This window comes from Candidatus Saccharimonadales bacterium (assembly GCA_036397795.1).
In the GTDB taxonomy this organism is placed as follows: Bacteria; Patescibacteriota; Saccharimonadia; order Saccharimonadales; family DASWIF01; genus DASWIF01.
On the sequence record DASWIF010000046.1, the window covers coordinates 1 to 19,118 of the forward strand.

Consider the following 19,118-nt stretch of genomic DNA (forward strand, 5'->3'; position numbering starts at 1 on the left):
CTGGTAGCTAAGACCGCGTTTTGGGTATCGGTATATGAATTGCCGGCGTTTAGATTGGCAAAAGCAATAGATCCGGGCGAAGCGCTGAAGCTAAGTGTGGGTGCCACCAAGATGCCGTCACTCGATATTACGGCTTGGTTGCCGGCATTGTCTGTAGTGCGAACGTTGAAGTAGTAGGGCTGGGAAGTGTTCAGACTGAGAGTACTAGCAGTAGCCGAGGTCGAGGTGCCGTTGCTGGTCCAGCCTAATATATCAATTGCGCCCGGACTGGTGCCTACTGAATAATCGTAACTGCCTAAGCCCGAGACTGCCGAATCGATATTCCAGTTGGCGTCGAGCTCACTTAAACTACCACTGTTCAAATCAATATCGACACCTGCTGTGCTGCCGTCATATACAGTGCCGGTGGGAGGTGAAGTGTCTATGCCGAAGTCCTGTTCGGCTTCCGGGTTGCCGCCGTAGCTGACCCAGGCTGAATTCTCGCTTATGACGTCGCTCACGCGGGCCTGCCAGTGGTACTGCTGATTGTCAGTTAGTCCCGTAACCGTGTGGCTGACGGTCACAGCGGACCCGGAGTAAGCCACTGGGCTGCCGCATGAGGTCTCGACGTTAGTGAAATTAGTTCCAAGGGGCTGGACCTCGATACAGAGTCTTAAGGAGTCCGGATTATCAGGGTCAGTGGCTTGGGCTTCAAACTGGACCTGCGTCTCGTTGGTCCAGCCGCCGGTTGAAATCGTAGCGCCGCCGGTAACTTTTTTCTGGGTTAAGGAAGTGGGCGAATCAGGGGGGTCATTGCTGGTTGGGTACCAGCTGACTGACCAGTCATTAAGAAGTGGCGTACCGCCCGAAAAGCTGAGTGAGGCTCTTAGACAGATTCGATTATAAGTCGTGGTGTTAAGGCCGGTAATGTCGATTGAGCCGCCGGAAACATCAAAGCCGGATGAATTTCCGGATAAGGCGCTATCGGGAATGATGGTGTCGCAAGCGGTCGAGGCGGTGTAGTAGACACTGAGCTTGACGTCCCCGTTCGTCTCGGTGGTTGAAAAGTCGATATCATTCCAGCTGACCATGTTTGGCACCCGGTCAAAATCGATCTCAGTGGACGTAATGGTGCCAGTTAGGGCATAGAGCGGGTATCTGACAATAATAATTCCAGAGCCCCCGGCTCCGCCGTTTGAGTTGTTCGAACCGCCCCCACCTCCGCCGCCGCCCGTGTTGGCCTGGCCAGTGCTACCTACGGCGTTGGTCAGTCCTCCCGCGCCGCCGCCGGCGGTTGCCGACCCGCCGGAAGAACCGGCATTATTTCCGTGTCCGCCTCCTCCTCCGCCGGCAAATAGTCCGCTCGCTCCCACACCGGTTCCAAACTGCGTAGAATAATCCCTTCCGTCTCCGCCGTCGCCGGCGACAAACGTTGTTCCTATACCGTCTCCGCCCACGCTGCCCGCTCCGCCGCCGCCGCCGCCCGGACCGCCTGTACCGCCGCTAGGGGTGTCGCCGCCATCATTCCCGAAACCTCCGGAACCGGAACCTGGCTGTAATCCGGTACCGCCGACAGCCACCACGAAACCTCTTGCGCCCCCGCCGGAACCGCCATCGACACCGTTACTCGGTTCTCCGGAACCAAACGCTCCGCCACCGCCGCCAAGAGCAGTAAGACTGTCGAACAAGCTGTTGCCGCCATTGCCCCCGGCAGAGCCGCTGCCGGCACTGCCGCCGCCGCCGACGGTAACGGTATATTGTCCCCCCGAAACTGCCACGGTGTCGAAGATTAGACCGCCGGCACCGCCGCCGCCTCCGCCGCCCGTGCCGCCGGCACTGCCTCCGCCGCCTCCGCCGGCTACCACCAACACTTCAACATCGCCCGTTCCCGAAGTCACCTCAAAAGTACCGTCGCTCGTAAATACGTGTAATCGGTATCCGGCAACGGAGCTGTCGTCAATGGTGCCACCTGTCGCTGAAATATCGGGACCTAAAATTACTGAGTTGCTCGAAGCGACAGTGTCTGTAAGCGTGCCTGTCTGGAACTGGGTATCAGTGGTTTGGAACCACTCCGGGGTTTCGTCGGCGCTTTTATAAGTGTAAGTCCAGGTGCCGCTAAACCAATTGCCCCAACCACTGCCCCCATTGCCCGATGCTCGGGCCCGGACGTAGTAAGTTACACCATTGGTTGTAGGCAAGCTGGGAGACAAACTATCAGCCAACAGATTATAAGCGGTGGCCGGCGCGTAAAGGCCGGAGAAAGTTTGGACGTAACTGGTGCCGCCAAAATTAGCGGCGGTGTTGAGCTCGAGCTGGAAACGGTTGAAGTAACCGCCGCTAGCAGCGGACAAACGGTAAGTCGGCGTGGTCGAGTTCTGGCGGATGTTATTGAAGGCGACTTGGCTGACCCCGCCATCGTCGTCATAGAACGTCGGCGCGTCCGGAGTGGGTGCGGTGGCGGTGGTGAGTTGGGGGTAGCGGGAGTAGGTCAGAACGTCGCCGGCCGCCGTCGCCAGCCGAAAACAATACTGGCTGGTCTCGGCCGCGCCGTTGTTAAAAATTACCCAATCCCATTCGCCCCGGGTTGCGGCGTCGATATCGTTGGGGTTGAAGGCCGAATCATTGGTTTCCTCATAAGACTCAAGGGCATTGGTTTGCGAGTTAAGCAACGAGGCGCTTAAAGTCGCTCCGTCGGCTGGGGTGGAGTTATTATAGCCCCGCCAGATAGTGCTCGAACTCAGCCCGCCGACATCGGTCCAGCTGCCAATGGCCGAACAATTGGCACCGGCGCCGAACTGAAGTTTAAAGCTCAAGTCGCCGGCCAGGATATCGTCCAGACCGGCTTGGGCGGACAGTCTTAAGCGAATAACATCGGCCAAGCCCACGCCAGTTGCCGCGGTATTTTCCGCCGCCAAAGCTGTGGTCGGCTGGACAGCGTCCAGGTTTTGATAGAAACGGTAAGCGGTTTGGTCGAGCGCCACCTGCCGGGTGCCGGTCAACCCGCCAGTTTCAACCGCCAGCCAAGCCACCTGGTTGCTACTGTGGCTATCGCAGGTATCGGGCCCGTCCAGCTCACAGAAGCGGACGTTGGCGCTGGTGGCGGTGACGCTGTCGGCCTCGCTAATCATGACGTCCTGGCCGCCGATGTTGTCATTAATTTTGGCCAGTACCACCGGGGCGGCGCTGAAGCTGGGGGTAAATGCACCCGTGCCGACCCATGCGCCGGCAGAGGTGCCGGTCACGCTACCGGCGTCGGCCAGCTCGTCAAACGGCAAATTGCCCGGGTCGATCGCCACCCAGCCGACGGTTTCGGTGCCGTGCGAGGCGTTGCATCCGTCCTGAGAATTCTGTTCACAAATGCCGGCGGTAAAATTGGCAGTTGAGGCAGCCGTCACGCGAGCAACCACCGGAGCGGTGCTGCCGTCGGTGCTAGCGGTCTGGACGGAGGCAAAGACCAAGGGTGCCGTCGAATAGGTCTCGTCGAAGTTGACTAACAAAGTATTGGTGTCGATACCGCCATCGATACCAAATGTACCGGCCTCGATACCGTCAATCAAATCGGCGTCGTCGGCGTCGATGATTACGTAGCCGGCCGTCTCGGACGGATGGGTGGCGCAGCCGGCGGCGATATGGCCGTCCGACTCGCAGATGCGCATATCGGCTGAGGTCGAAGTGACGTTTTTGGCCTCGAACACCCGGGCGTTGTTGCCGGTGGCCGTGTTGGTCACGCCGACTACGACTGGTGAGCTGTAACTAGAGCTAAAGTTAATTGTCGCCCAACCGCCATCGGCCGGCGCGGCGAAGGTGCCGGCCTCGCCTAAGTTGACGTCGACATCCAGGTCGACCGAGGCCAAGGTGGCCTGGGGGTAGGTGACGTACAGCTCGAGTGGCAAGCTGGCCGCAGCGTCATACAGCCGGAAACAATAACTGGCGCCGGTGACGGCGTCGTCGGTGGCTTGGATGGAGTACTCCAGCTCGGTGAAACGGTTGGACAACATCGGGCCGATGGAACCAGTCGTATCGGCGCTGTCCCGGCCCTCGCCGGCGACGAAAGTGTAGCCTTCGGAGTTGGCCATAATTGAGCTGGTTGACTGGCCGTCGGGACTAATTTGGCTGGAGTCGACCATGGCAAACTCGTCGCTCGTATCAGCCAAACCGGTCCAAGTGCTGATTGTAGAGCAGTCGCTGCCACCGGACAGCTCGCCCCACTGAAGCTCATAGGTCTTAGCCGAGCTTTGGGCGAAGGAACCGACGTTGGCCACGTCGAAACGCAGGCGGTAGGTGGCATTTTTGGTTATATCGCCGATGCTATTGGCGTCTTCCGCCGCCAGCCAGCCCCCGGAAGTGTTGAGCGCCGTGGTGTCGTCCCGCCAGCGGTGGTGGAGCTGGGTGGTGACCGACGAGGTGGCCGCCGCTAGCGAGGTCAAATCCAGAGCGCTAAAACCGACGGCACCGGCCACGGTGTTGTCGGTATTGCCGTTGTCGCCGGCGTCGAACCACTCAAACTGGAGGTCGTCGCCACTGCTCAAGCCGAACACTCCTGTAGGATGGGAGGAGTAGTTAAAGGTGCCGGTCGTGCCTTGGTCACCTCTTAAGTAGTTGCCATGTTCGCCTAAGGCTTGGTCGGAGCCGTTTATCTCTAGTCGGGAACCGACCGTGGCGCGGACAGTGGAGGTCAGGGTAGTGCGCTCGGCGTAGGCGCTGCCAAGCAACAGGGCGTCCATGGTGGCTTCGGCGTTAATTGTGGCGTCATCGATCTTGGTGAAGGAAGCCGAGTCGTTGTAGCTGACGGTTCTAATGGCGTTGAAGTCGCCATTAGTGCCGCCGATATCTTGGCCGCCAGTGCCGTCATCTGCTATCAACACGCCGGCGCTTGATGGTAGTTCAATCACGAACATACCCGAGGAGTTGGCTCGTCGGCTGACCGTACCGGCACCCTCGGCATTACCGAGCTGAGCTTGTACCGAGAGGTCGGTCGAGCTACCGGAATTGCGATATAGAAATAGGTTGTTCGGACTGCCATATTCGTCCGAAATTTGGCGTAGATAGGCGTAGCCGAAGGATTGGGGAATGTCGGTACTACCGGCCACCATCTTGCTGACCCGCTGGGTACGGGCGTTACTGGCTTGATTGAAAGCCAGTCCGTAGCCGACCAAAAAGGTGGTGGCGTCTTGTTTAAGGCGGACATCGGTGCTGCCGGCCTGTTTTTCGATAATTGATGTATCGGTCTCCAGCACGGTGTTATCAAATGGCGCGTCGGTCCAGGTTTGGTTGCTATAGGCGCCGGTGTCGTTGGCATCGGTGTACAGGCCGACAGCCGCCGAGTCGTGAAGGCGCACGACCTGAAAATGCGAAGCGTCGGCAATAGAGCCGGTAGCACCGGCGTCGGTATCGCGCCGCCATTCGAATTGGGCCGTATCACTGGCTTGCGCGCCCCAGACCAGACCGACCACTCTCAGCCAGTCGGTGTTGTTGGCGGCGTCGCGACTATAGGAGCTACCGTAGAGTGTGACGAAGCTACCCGAGCCGCTGTAACCAAACCGGCCCTCGCGGTTGACCCGGGCGTTTGAGGTGTCGGTGGCCTTGACGGTGGCAATCAGCAGATAGTTACCGTCTTCGTCGAATTGCAAAGTGTTGCCGCCGCTGAAGGTGTAGATGCCGTCGTTGCGCTGCTCGGTGGCGAAATTCATACTGGCAAAAGACGTGCCCGGTGTTTGGCTACCGGCCGAATCGCGCCAGATACCGATGCCACCCACGGAGTCGGCCGCCAGTTGCCACGACCTTACCTCCCTAAATAACTCGTCGTCGGCTTGGCTGGCTCTAAGAGGGCCAAGCAGATAAAATTCCGGACTATCATCCGGGGCGTCGAAGCGGTAACTCAAATTGACGGTTTGTCCGGCCGCTACGGTTACGTCCCACTCAATCCGCCAGGACTCACTGGCTTTAGCGATTCGGTTGTACGTCAGATTGGGACTGAGTGGAGTAGAGGTGATTTTAAACGAAGCCGGGGCGTACTCGGTGATTACGCCCTTAAAGTCTTGATCCGGAGTGAAACTAACGACCATGTCGTAGGGCACCACCGGGTAAAGACGGGTCGGGCCGTGCCGGCTAACCAAGGCGGCCGGTTCGTCCTCTGTAACTACCTGGTCAGTTATCTGATAAGTACCCGACTGCGTAGTGGCTTTAAGTGTCAAGGTGTAGCGGTCCGGCTGATCAAAATTATGCTTAGTCGTGTAGTCGGGGTCGATGTGCGGTCCATATTGGCTGCAGAGGTTGCCTACTGTTATCGAGTTTTCGCGGGTGCTATAGCTGGCGAGCGTATGGCCTTCTCGGGCCACGCTTAGTTCTACATCGGCATCGCAGACAGTTCGGCCTTTATCATTGAGTACCGTCATGTCTATCTTGCCAGTCTGATTGGTCCTATAAACGCTGCTATCAGTATTAAGCGCCAGTACGCCCCAACTGAAATCCTGGCTTATAGACTGTGTACCGTCGTTGGTTGACGCCTGCAAGCTCAATGTGTGGCTGCCCACTTGAAGCTCATCGGGTACAGCCAATGTTAGCTGCCACTGCTGGTGGTTGCCCAACGTAGCGCCAAGCCAACTGGTTTCAGCGGGAACATTGTAGCGCTTGCCGTCGCCGCTAATCAGCTGTATGTCGAATGAGGCCGGCGGTGCGGTTTGATCGCCGCCACCCAAGCCTGTTAATGCCCGGGTTACGCCCTGGATAGGACCTGTGCCCGGCGAGAGGGTGGAGACGACGGCGGTTATGGTTTGGTTAGGGATCAAAGCGGGGTTGTCACCTTCAAGTGGTTGGCCGGCTTGGTCAAATAACTCGAGTTTTAGGTCCTGGCTAGCGGCAACATCGTAACCCAAACGCAGGCTATCGACAGCCAAATACTGGCTGACATTTACACCGACTGTTTCCAGTTTGAAAGCTAGACGATCGTACGATTTAAGCGGCAGACGGGGGAGTTCTATGGCATGGTGTTGGTAGTCTGCCAACTTATCAGATGTCAGCATATGTAGTGGTTGCCAACTATGTCCGCGGTCCAATGATAATGAAATAAGCAGAAATTCATCCAACTTGTCGTTGGTGGCTGTATAGCGGTTGGCCGGCTCGGTCTTAGGCAGTTGTTCATCTAGCAGGCGGGGTACGGTTTGTGGTGTATGTATGATATCGCCAGGCGTAGTTGGCAACTGGTCTCTTAGTTGGGCACTCAACACTAATCGTTCGTTGGTGCGAGGTTGTTCGGTGGCTGCAAACCCCCCGCAAATTAAAGTACCTGCGCCGTCATTCGGCGCGAGCACTGCCTGATAACCATCACCCTCGGGATGGCCTGTAGCAAAATCCGGCCTAATCCAATCCTGGCCGGCCTGGCAGCTGCTGGCCGGTACAGCCATAGTAGAGCCTATACCGCTAGTGCCGGCGCCAGCCCCAGTAATAGTAAAAAAGACCATGCTGCCGATAATTAAAGACACGAAGACAACTCTTTCGCGTGTACTCAGCGGCGCCAGCAGCATTTCATATAGGCGGCTGCGTTTGCCTAAACGTCTGTTTCCTCCTAGTAATCCCACAAAGTCCCTGTCTGTTTAGATAAGGCTTTAACGATTTTTTAGGATTTTTTGTTTTAAACTCTAGCGGTATTTTAGCCGTTTTAACTTCTGCTAACAACCAGATTAGCTAGTTAGAAAGGCGCAGTGCAAAAAAGTGTGACCAATGGTGTTTTGGTTGCCTCTGGTCGTAGGTGTTTCTTAGCGCACTAAGAGCGTTTGACAAGTCGGATTGCTGCCAATTGCGGTCTGTAAGCTGGTTAAAATCAGTTGACGCAAGTAGGTAGCTTGCCCACCAGTCCGCCCAGTCATCCTCTGGTTTACTGTCTTTACCTAGCGAATAACGATAAGATCTATCGGTTTTCAGGAGGACAGCTACTAGCTGTTTGTCAGGCTTCATGCGATTAATTATGCCATGGGCTGGGTTAGCCTTTTTCTTTCAATAAATCCAGTATCAGAGCTGCGCTCCATGAAAAATCTTTTGCACCCGAGGGCGTGCCGTCTATGGCGGAAAAATACTCCCTGGCGCCGTGCTGGGCAAATAAATCAATCGAAATCCGCTTGATTTTTTCTGCCTCGCTAAAGAATCCGTATTGTCTCAGCCCGTCTATCAACATCCAGTTAGTATTAATCCAAGTCGGGCCTTGCCAGTAGCGCAAATGATGATAGCTGGGCGACGAGATAGGCACGCTGGGAACAGGATATTTTGTCCAGTAGCGCAAATCGTCCTTTAAAGTTTTGAGCAGAACTTTAGCCCGTTGCTTGCTGATCGCACCGGAGTAAAGCGGCATAAGACTGCCGATATACGGGCTTTTAATCCATTCTCGAGTCACAAAATTGCGGCAATAATACTGGTTGTCTTCTTCGCACCACAGCTCCTCTAACGCCTCATGTGATTTTTTGAAAGAAATCCGCAAGTCTGCAGGTATTTCTTCATCAAGTTCATGCGCTATATCTTCCAGAATCCGGTTGTTTCTAATCAGGATGCTGTTTACGAACACGTCATTTATGGAAAAGTGGGAGCGGCGAAGTATCTCCAAGGAATCATACTGCTTACGCCTTAGCCGGCGCTGGACATGAAAAAGCAGAAGGGAGATTGAGGTGTTAATTCTTTCCGATGCCGGCACCAGCCGGGTGTCTTGGCGAAATATATCAAATAATGGATAAAGCTTGAGTTTATGGATAATCTTAATCCATAGAGGCATAGCATTGTGCGTCAGCTCATCTATCCAAGGAGGAGTATTGTCCATGCCGGTTTCCCACGGATGGATAGTTACCACCAGCCCCTCACTATGCAAATCCCGTTCGCGGTAAAACCAGCCGTGATAACGAAGAAGTGCCGCAAAGATTTCGCTGAAGAATTTTAACCGCTCGTCTTTGCTCATCTGTTCCCCTACGCGCCACACGGCTTCGGCTAGAACTGGCGGCTGAGTAATGCCGGAAGTTTCAATGCCAGGAGGGGCGGCTGGAGATAGGTGGCTTTGCCAAACGTGGGGGCCAGTGAAATTATTGGATTTTTCGTCAAAAATCATATGGGGAATCATGCCGTTTCGCCACTGGCCCCTTACTAGGCTCATCAGCTCTTTTTTGGCCCGGTTGGGATCGTAGCGGGCTTGACCTATGGCAATAAAACAGCTGTCCCATAGCCACTGGTGCGGGTAGAGCCCCGGGGCCGGCCGGGTCCACAGGCCGAGGTCATTATTCTTGAGTACAGCCTTAGCCAGCTCAGCCAGCTGAGTCTTATTCATACCGCTTATGATACATGAGCCGGAAGCTAAAAATGTTGTTATACTGATGCTCAAGATGGGTTACACCTTAAGCGACGTTGCTCAACTGGCAGACGATTTAAAGAAGCGCCAGTCTAAGCTGCCAAATCCTATGACAATACTTAGAGACCCCACGCTGAAAAAGCTGGTAGCGTCTATTAAGGACCAGCCGCCATCAGAGCGGGCCGAGTTTGGCCGTACAGTTAACGAACTTAAGATTGAGCTTACTGAGCAAGCCCGGTTCAAGGAGCAGAGACTAGATGACAAGCCGCCAATTGACGTCAGTGCGCCCTTTGACACCGGTGTATCTGCCGCGAATCAGCCGAAGCTGCTCCCTGCCAGTGAAGGCTCTCTGCACCCTGTTATGCAGGAGCTTGGTGTCATGGAAGATATATTTGTGCGCATGGGGTTTAGAGTGGAACGTTCGCGCTTGATTGACGATGACTACCATATGTTCGAATCTCTCAACTTTCCCGCTAGTCATCCCGCCCGAGACGACTACGACACATTTATGACTTCTGAGGGCTTAATACTGCCAGCCCACACTAGCACCATGCAGCATAGGGTACTCAAAGCCCAAAGGGCAGGCCTTGCCCACGGACAGCCAATTGCTGCTGTCATACCTGGGCGGGTTTTTAGAAATGAAGATCTTGATGCTACTCACGAGCATACTTTTCATCAAGTAGAAGGTATCTATGTAGACAGTGGCATCAGCCTGGGCGATATGATGGGTACAATCCAGACTTTTTTAGAAGCCTATTTCAACGAGCCTATAGAGTTTAAGACCCAGCCGTTTTACTTTCCATTCGTGGAGCCGGGTCTGGAATTTCTGATAAAAATGCCGACTAGCTGGCAAAAGCCGGGTAGCAGCCAGTGGCTGGAGATAATGGGCTGCGGCATGATTCACCCCAATGTATTGAAGGAGGCAGGTGTTAATCCCTCTAAATACAGCGGATTTGCTTGGGGCATGGGTGTAGAACGTTTAATCATGCTCAAACATGGCATAGAAGATATACGTTACTTTATGTCGGGGCGCCTGGATTTTCTAAAAATGTTTAAAGGTGAAGTATGAAAGTATCGCTTAATCTCTTAAAGGAATATGCAGATTTTGACGAGCCAGTAGACGAGATTCTTGAAGTTATCGCTACTAAAATCGGCGAAGTTGAAGACATGGAGAGCTTGGGTGAACTGTATAAGGGCATAGTTGTCGGGCGCATTGTTGACACCCGGCCCCATCCCGACGCCGACAAGCTGAGCGTGAATAAAGTCGACATAGGCAAAAAAGCAAATGTTCAGGTCATTGCCGGCGATAAAACTCTGAAAAAAGGCGACTTCGTCGCTTACATACCACCCGGAAACGTCGTACCGGTGACATCTGGCAAACAAGAACTCAAGTTAGATATTAGAAAAATACGCGGGCTGGACAGTCACGGTATGCTAGCTAGCGAATACGAGCTGAAATTTTCCTCGGCCCATGAGGGTGTTCTCAAACTGGACCCTGGCCTGTCTCCGGGCAGACAGCTGAGCGATATTTACGGGCTAGACGACCACATCATAGACGTAGAGACCAAAGTTTTAACTCATAGGCCGGACATGTTTGGGCATTTAGGATTTGCCCGTGAACTGGCAGCGGCTAAGGGAAAAAAATTCACCAGTCCTGATTGGTATTTGGATCATAAGATCGACTGGCCTAAGCCAGCCCATAAACTTGATATCTCTCTGGACAACCAGCTCAAAGATTTGGTGCCGCGGTTTACTCTTGCTGCCTATGAGGGCGTAATAGTAGGCTCGTCGCCCCTGCAAGTTAAAAGTTGGCTGATGCGCCTTGGTCTGCGCCCCGTAAACAACATAGTTGATTTGACCAATTATTTGATGGTGGTCAGCGGGCAGCCTATGCACGCATTCGATTACGACAAAGTCGCAAATGGTAAGAGTGGCGCTAAATTCACTGTCCGACATCCTAAGGCCGGGGAGCAGCTCAAACTAATAGACGGTAGCACAGTCAAGCCCCACAAGCAGTCCATTATTATTGCTGGCACTAGTGGTCCAATCGGCTTGGGCGGGGTAATGGGGGGAGCTGACAGCGAGGTAGACGAGCGTACCAAACGGGTTGTCCTGGAGGCTGCCAATTTTGATATGTACTCCATTCGCAATACCTCCATGGCGCACGGCATCGCCTCAGAAGCTGTCACCAGATTTGCCCGAGGACAAGACCCAAGCCAAATAGCACCCATACAAAATTTAGCTAAAAATATGATTGTTGAATGGGCCGGAGCCAAGCCAGCCAGCAGATTTATTGATGAATATCCCAAACCTCGAAAGTTCAAAACCGTCAGCGCTTCGCCGTCCGCCATAAACCGCCTGCTTGGCACGAACCATACTCCAAGCTCAATGGCTAAGTGTCTAGAGAATGCCGAGATTAAGGTGAAGAGTAAGGGGTCGCGGTTGGATGTGACTGTGCCGACCTGGCGGCCAGACCTGAATATTGAAGCGGATATTGCAGAGGAAGTGGGGCGGCTGAACGGCTACGGCGGTATTGAATCTACCCGCCCTCAGCGCAGCATAGTACCAGCTGATTTACCCAAGTTAAGAAAATTAGAGCTAGCGGCCAGAGATGCGCTCCGCGCCGCCGGTGCCAGCGAGGTGCTGTCCTACAGCGGTGTCCGAGAAAAATTACTAGAGTCAGCCGGGCAAGACATAGAACAAGCGTATCGAATAAGAAACGCTCTTTCGCCTAATGTAGAAATGATGCGGTTGTCGTTAACACCAAGTTTGATTGATAAGGTTTATCCAAATATAAGACTGGGCTACAGCCGGTTTGTGATGTTTGAGATTGGGCCGGTTCACAGCACAAGACTGATTGAAGACAAGCTTCCCAAAGAGCAACCGTCCTTGGCCGTGGTATATGCCGCAGACAGCAAGGCCGACTCTGCCAGCGGAACTGCATATTTTACAGCTCAGACATATTTGTCGCATCTATTTGCTTGGCTGGGCGTTGGTTACGAACTGTCGCCCACCATGAGTTCGGACGACCCCTGGCTGGCCCAGGCCGGTGCGCCTTATGAGCCAACCAGGCGGGCGTATGTAAAATCCGAAGGCAAGACACTAGGTGTCCTAGGAGAGCTGTCTTACCAGATCGCCAGTCAGCTTAAGTTGCCGCGACAAACTGCCGGTTTTGAACTACAGTTGGAGCGGCTGCTCAACGCGGCCAAGTTTGCCTCCAGATACCGTCCGCTGTCAAAATTTCCGCCGGTAGTGGTGGATTTAACGCTCAAATCGCCTAAAGACTTACCTTACAGCCAGCTGGTAGCGGGCATCGAGGCCTGCAGTTTCAAGGAAGTGGGCTTTAGCACCTTGCCCCTAGAGATTTTCGCGCCAAATAGAACTGACAAACACACCAGTTTCAGGCTTGAATTTGTCAGCCATGAGAGAACACTTACCCAAAAAGAGGTTAATTCTTGGCTAGATAAAATCATAGCAGCGGTAAATAAAAAGACGGGCGCAGTTCAAGCCTGACACTAGTTAAAGCCTGGTATCTGTGGTAGAATTTTTGCCTGATAGGAATATTATGCAGACTTATCATTTAAATTTGAGGCGCCGCCGTACTGGCAGAGCCGGCAAGAAAGAGTTATCCGACACCGATGTACGTGGCGTGGTATACGGCCACGGCATGGAATCAGTCCCTTTAGTTGGAGATTATCAAACCGTCATAAAAGTACTTGATCAAGCTGGCACCAGTCACATAATCAAACTTGATATTGATAATGCCGAGGCTATTGATGTGTTGGTTAAGGACCTAGACCACGAGCCCGTCAGCAACCAGCTTAGACACTTTGATTTGATGGCTCTTAAAAAGGGCGAGAAAATCGATGTAGAAGTACCGGTAGTATTGACAGGTGAAGCCCCCGCGGTCAAATTGGGACATGTTGTACACCAGTTAATCAACGAGCTAGAGGTTCGCACCCTGCCAGCCAACATACCGGAGTCGTTTGAAGTTGACATCAGCGGCTTAAGCGAAATAGGCGACACCGTACACGTTAGCGACCTGACAATAGATTCCGAGGTTGAAATCGACGAAGGGTTGCTAGAGCAGCCAATAGTCAAGGTGGATGAGGTCCGCGAATTTGTAGAGGAAGATATAGCTGAAGAGTTGTCGGCCGATGACGTGCCTTCCGAACGAGGCGAAGAAGAGGGCGATGCCGAGGCCAAAGATGGCGAAGAATCCGCCGGCAGCTCAGACACCAAGTCCGATGATAAAGACGAAACCGCCCCTAAAGAGGCATAAGCCTTGTTAGAAGAAAAAAGTTCCAAAAAAGCATTAGCGTGTATGGTAGAATTAAATTGTGGGAAGCGTGAGGTGGATCTCACTTATATCCCTAAGAGCGGGCAGCAAAAGCCCGTTCTTTTTTGATTTATACTGTTGCTATGGAAACCAGTAACCTCTCCACTAGACCTCAGGTTGTACTTGCATTGCTCGGTTTGATTATGCTGACACTATCTTGGTTGGGCTTGGCTGCCAGCCAAACTACAGAAGCCTCTTTGCCAATGCCGGTGCAAGGCAGCCGTTTGCAAGTTATGCCATCCGGTGGCGCGGCGCCTCGCTCGGTTATCGACCAGCTCCAAGGCGCCGGCGGCCTGCAAGGCCAGCAGACCCAAGGTCTCCAGCAGCCGATTGGAGAACAGCTTCAGCCGAACGCCAAAACCGACAACTTAAATAGCACGCGTACCGTTCAATAGACTATGTTAAGCTATTAAACTGGAGTAGTTTAGACGGAGGATTATCCAGTGGGTCGTGACCGGATTATTATTTTTGTGCTAGTAGGGGTTATGTTATTCAGCGCCGTTGCGACCGGGCTGTTGTTTCTTTCGCAGTCAGATAGTACTGCTGACCAGCGGGCCAGCCAGACGGACCAGGCTGAAACCGATGCCTCACAGGTTTGTCAGGCCTCTTCTGATGTAGCTGCCCAGCCGGGAGTCACAGAGGGTGAGTGGCCAACCACTGCCGCCTCTCCACTATCATCTCTCGAGATTACTGATTTACGCCAAGGAGAAGGAGAAGGGGTCGCGTTAGGAAACTGCATCACCGTCCACTATCGCTTAAGTCTAGCTGACGGGACACCAATCGATGGGAATAATACGTTCGAGGATGGGTCGCCCATAGCATTTGAGCTGGCTGAAGGGTCATTAATCGATGGCTGGGTCCAAGGAATACCCGGACTCAAAGAAGGCGGCTTCCGGCGGCTTATGGTGCCAGCCGAACTGGCCTATGGTGATACGGAGCGTACGGGCATTCCGGCAGGCTCCGACTTAATATTTGACGTGGAACTGGTAAAAATAGAGTTTTAAAGCGTAAAATACACAACATATGGTGCTTCTGATTGACAGCCAAGCACTAAATCGATAAAATTTAGATAACGTATAAAAAGCCCAAGTAAATAAACAGGAGAATACTAAAATGAGTAAACAGATAACCGTTTACACCACCAACAACTGCGCGTACTGCGTTATGGTCAAAAAGTATCTGTCCTCAAAAGGACATCAGTACGACGAGGTAAATGTTGAGCTCAATCCGGATCGCCGCCAGGAAGTAATGGACATTAGCGGAGCTAGAACGGTGCCGGTAACGGTTATTACCGACGGCCGTGGACAAAAGCAGGTAGCCATAGGCCCTAATTACGGTCTTATAGCCTCCGCCCTGGCCTGATAAACTAGAAAAGATAATATTTATTGAAGGTGCTTTGTCGACACCCGTAGGGAGAATCTGTTTTGTCTGAAGTCAAACATCACGAAGTGGTTATGATTGGTGCGGGCCCATCGGCTCTGGCAGCGGCGGTTTATACCACGCGCGAAAATATTGAAACTGTTTTGATAGAAAAGAGCGTGATTGGCGGACTGGCGGCTATAACTGATTTGGTTGACAACTATCCAGGTTTTGAAAAAGGGATCAGTGGGCTTGATTTGTCTCAAAAACTGCAAGCCCAAGCCGAGCGATTCGGGGCAAAAATTGAACTGGACGAAGTTACCGCTATAGAAGACGGCGGAGACGAGAAAATCGTTAAAACTTTAGAGGGTGAATACCGGGCAAAAGCCGTGCTGATTGCTACGGGCAGTGATTACAAGAAAATCAACGTGCCGGGCGAGGAAGAATATTACGGCAAAGGCGTGCACTACTGCGCAACTTGCGACGGTGCGTTTTATAATGACAAAAAGCTGGTAGTTGTCGGTGGAGGAAATTCTGCGGCCCAGGAGGCGCTATTTTTAACCCGATTTGCCAGCCACATAGACATACTAATAAGAAGCGACTGGAAGGCCAGCGACGTACTGATTGAAGAGATAGAAAAGCACGGTGCTATTACTGTGCATAAAGGCGTAGCGACAAATGAAATTGTCGGTGAGAACAATCAAGTGACCAAGGTACTCGGCAAGGATAAGTCTGGCCAAAGCCTAGAGTTTCCAACAGACGGCGTGTTTGTCTTTGTGGGGCTATATCCAAACACCAAATTTTTAAACAGTAGCAATATAGAGCTCGATGATAGGGGCTTTATTAAGACTGATGCCAACCTCATGACAACCATGCCAGGAGTATTTGCTTCCGGAGATGTACGCAGTGGCGCGACCATGCAAATCGCTTCAGCCGTAGGAGAGGGTGCCACCGCCGCTCTCAAAATCCGCCAATACCTCGAAGGCCGCTAATCCGCGCATCTGGTGTGCTAGAATAGAGCTGAATTTAAGCAAAATTATAAGAAGGGGAGAAGATGAACGGGTACTTGCTATTCGCATTGGCCGCTTCGCTGGCAGCTATTTTATATGGAATTTATTTGGCGGCATGGGTATCGCGCCAACCGGCCGGCAATGACAAGATGAAGTCTATCGCAGCGGCCATCCAAGAAGGCGCCAAGGCTTATCTCAACCGCCAATACAGCACCATCGCGGCCGTTGCGGCCGTAGTGTTCGTTATCCTTTACGCTTGGCTGGGCGCGTCTACGGCTTGGGGATTTATTGCAGGAGCCGCCGCTTCGGCGCTGGCCGGCTACATTGGGATGAATGTTTCCGTCAGGGCCAACGTTCGTACAGCCCAGGCCGCCAGACACTCTCTTGGCCGGGCCATGGATGTGGCCGTCAAAGGTGGAACCGTGACAGGGCTGCTAGTGGCAGGGTTGGCGTTAGGGGTCGTATCGCTTTTCTGGTATTTGACCGAAGACGTCCAAGCTCTCATCGCCCTGGGGTTTGGGGGAAGTTTGATATCGATATTCGCTCGCTTAGGCGGCGGTATTTTTACTAAAGGCGCCGACGTGGGGGCGGATCTTGTCGGCAAAGTTGAAGCCGGTATTCCCGAGGACGACCCGCGAAACCCAGCGGTCATAGCCGACAACGTAGGGGACAACGTCGGCGACTGCGCCGGCATGGCAGCAGATTTGTTCGAGACATACGCAGTGACTGCCGTGGCGACTATCTTGCTGGGACTTCAAGTGTTTGGAGATTTTGGTGGCGCTATCTACTACCCTTTGGTCTTGGGTGGAGTATCAATCATAGCTTCGATTATCGGCAGCTGGGCCATAAAACTTGGCCGCAGCAATAACATCATGAATGCTCTATATAAAGGCCTAGCGGCATCAGCCGTACTGTCGGCCGTAGCCTTTTACTTCGTTACATCCGAAGTCATGGCTGGCAATGGAGAATATAAGACGACGGACTTGTTTTTGGCTACCGTCGTAGGGCTAGTCGTGACCGGTCTTATGGTCATAATCACCGAATATTACACCTCTACCAAATACAAGCCCGTCAGAGATATAGCCGCTGCCTCCGAATCCGGCCACGGCACCAACGTCATCGCCGGTCTGGCCATCAGCATGAAATCCACGGCCTGGCCAGCCATCGTCATTGTCAGCGGTATAATCACAGCCTACTCAGTGGCGGATATTTACGGCGTCGCGGTCGCTGCAATGAGCATGCTGAGCATGGCGGCTATCATCGTCGCCATTGATGCTTACGGCCCCATTACCGACAACGCTGGCGGTATAGCCGAGATGGCCGGGATGCCGGCCAGTGTTCGAAAGATTACCGATCCGCTGGATGCGGTCGGCAACACGACCAAAGCTGTGACTAAGGGCTACGCTATCGCCTCGGCCGGACTGGCCGCCATCGTCCTGTTTGCCGCTTTTACCGAGGAGCTGAGATTGGAACTTCTAGAACGAGGCGATACTGAGGGTATCCTCGGCCTCGAGTCCAGTTTCAGTCTGGTCGATCCCTACGTCCTTTCCGGCCTTTTCATCGGCGGCCTTTTGCCATACGTGTTTGGCGCCTTGTCCATGCAGGCGGTAGGCCGGGCCGCAGCCAGCGTAGTTGAGGAAGTCCGCCGGCAGTTCAAAGAAATCAAAGGCATCATGAGCGGCCAAGCCCTGCCCGAATACGGAAAAGCCGTGGATATCGTTACCAAATCAGCTATTCGCCAAATGATAGTGCCGGCCTTGCTGCCGGTAGTAGTGCCCATAGTCGTTGTCGTAGCCGGAAACTGGCTAGGCGACGGAGTCAGCGCGCGTATGATGGGCGGCCTGCTGGTAGGATCGATAGTGACAGGTTTATTCGTAGCCATATCCATGACCAGCGGCGGCGGCGCCTGGGATAACGCCAAGAAATATATCGAAGACGGACACCACGGCGGCAAAGGCTCGTTTGCACACCAAGCCGCGGTCACGGGCGATACGGTCGGTGATCCCTACAAGGATACTGCCGGACCGGCCATCAACCCTATGATTAAAATCGTCAATATCGTAGCGTTGCTGCTTATCGGCGTAATCGCCTAATTCTCGTCGGAATGCTTGAGGAAAGCGCGGATTTTCTGCCTGGCCTTGGTGGTCCTTACATGCTTTAGCCAGCCGCTGTTTGGTTTGACATTGTTTCTGGTCAAGACCTCGACGATGTCGCCGTTTTTAAGCGTTGAGCTCAGTTTAGCCATCTTGTTATTTATCTTGGCACCCTGTGCATGCTCGCCCACGTCACTATGGACGGCATAAGCAAAATCTATAACTGTGGCATCTTCCGGCAAATCATAAATGTCCCCTTTTGGCGAGTACACGAATATCCGGTCATCGAATAAATCAAGCTTTAGCCCGCCTACGCTGGCTTCGCCGCTACTAAGCCTTTGGGCAGCTTCTTGCATTTCTAGAATCCACAGCAAGTTTCTGGGCAGTTCAGTAGAGCGGCGCTCAATATAACTGTCGTTTAACTTCTGCTCGTTGTAGTGGAAGCTGGCGGCCAATCCGCGCTCTGCGTACTCATGCATTTGGGTTGTGCGTATTTGGAATTCGATTATTTGCCCGGAAGGCGTAATGACAGTAGTGTGCAAGCTTTGGTAGCCGTTAGGTTTGGGCACGGATATGTAATCTTTGATTTTTTGCAGCATTGGTTGATAAAGCGAGTGTAGAATGCCCAGTACGCGATAGCAATCTTCTTTTGAGCTGACAATTAATCTCACCGCAATCAAATCATAGACTTCATCTATCGGGTTTTTCTTGAGCTTCTTGAACAAACTGTAGGTGGTTTTTATCCGGCCGTCGATTTCATGGCTAATTCCTTGCCGGCCTAGTTCTGTCGAGACGTCTTTGCGAACAGTATCCAAATAGGTTTGAGCTTGGCCGACACGCTGGTTTAGCAAGTGGCTAAGCTCGGCGTGTTTTTTAGGCTTTAGAATCCTGAACGAGATTTCCTCTATCTCGGTTTTTACCCACGCCATACCCAGGCGATCGGCCAGTGGAGCGAATACATCCAGCGATTCCTGAGCTACTTTATGCTGCCGGTCTTTTGGCAGGTATTTTATTGT

11 protein-coding genes are annotated in these 19,118 nt (G+C 53.1%); 8 read left to right on the top strand and 3 right to left on the bottom strand.

Translation table 11 applies throughout. The features are described from left to right. A partial coding sequence (locus tag VGA08_03125) for a hypothetical protein (GenBank protein ID HEX9679585.1) occupies positions 1-7,556 on the bottom strand: 7,556 nt, incomplete at its 3' end. Between the two features lie 401 nt (positions 7,557-7,957). Beyond that, entirely contained in the window at positions 7,958-9,280 is a 1,323-nt protein-coding gene (locus VGA08_03130; GenBank protein ID HEX9679586.1) for a trehalase family glycosidase, read from the bottom strand. Positions 9,281-9,287: 7 nt separating this feature from the next. On the opposite strand from VGA08_03130, the gene VGA08_03135 reads away from it, so the two are divergent. The 8 genes from VGA08_03135 (at position 9,288) to VGA08_03170 (ending at position 18,102) form a co-directional block, all read left to right on the top strand. Then, the gene (locus tag VGA08_03135; protein HEX9679587.1) at positions 9,288-10,370 is read left to right on the top strand and encodes a phenylalanine--tRNA ligase subunit alpha; all 1,083 of its coding nucleotides are present in this window, start codon (positions 9,288-9,290) and stop codon (positions 10,368-10,370) included. Then, entirely contained in the window at positions 10,367-12,814 is a 2,448-nt protein-coding gene (gene pheT, locus VGA08_03140; protein ID HEX9679588.1) for a phenylalanine--tRNA ligase subunit beta, read from the top strand. Before VGA08_03135 ends, pheT begins: the two co-directional genes overlap by 4 nt. A 52-nt stretch (positions 12,815-12,866) precedes the next feature. Further along, entirely contained in the window at positions 12,867-13,583 is a 717-nt protein-coding gene (locus tag VGA08_03145; protein ID HEX9679589.1) for a 50S ribosomal protein L25, read from the top strand. Between the two features lie 140 nt (positions 13,584-13,723). Further along, positions 13,724-14,035, top strand: a complete 312-nt coding sequence (locus tag VGA08_03150; GenBank protein HEX9679590.1) for a hypothetical protein — start codon at positions 13,724-13,726, stop codon at positions 14,033-14,035. A gap of 48 nt (positions 14,036-14,083) precedes the next feature. Next, complete coding sequence (locus VGA08_03155; GenBank protein HEX9679591.1) at positions 14,084-14,644, top strand: FKBP-type peptidyl-prolyl cis-trans isomerase; 561 nt, start codon at positions 14,084-14,086, stop codon at positions 14,642-14,644. A 109-nt stretch (positions 14,645-14,753) separates the two neighbouring features. Next, complete coding sequence (locus tag VGA08_03160; protein ID HEX9679592.1) at positions 14,754-15,002, top strand: glutaredoxin family protein; 249 nt, start codon at positions 14,754-14,756, stop codon at positions 15,000-15,002. A 92-nt stretch (positions 15,003-15,094) separates the two neighbouring features. Then, complete coding sequence (locus VGA08_03165; GenBank protein HEX9679593.1) at positions 15,095-15,991, top strand: FAD-dependent oxidoreductase; 897 nt, start codon at positions 15,095-15,097, stop codon at positions 15,989-15,991. 62 nt (positions 15,992-16,053) lie between these two features. Then, positions 16,054-18,102, top strand: a complete 2,049-nt coding sequence (locus tag VGA08_03170) for a sodium-translocating pyrophosphatase (protein HEX9679594.1) — start codon at positions 16,054-16,056, stop codon at positions 18,100-18,102. On the opposite strand, the gene VGA08_03175 is transcribed toward VGA08_03170, so the two are convergent. Next, positions 18,099-19,118 (bottom strand): TGS domain-containing protein (locus VGA08_03175; protein ID HEX9679595.1); only part of this gene is annotated, 1,020 nt, incomplete at its 5' end. The genes VGA08_03170 and VGA08_03175 overlap by 4 nt on opposite strands.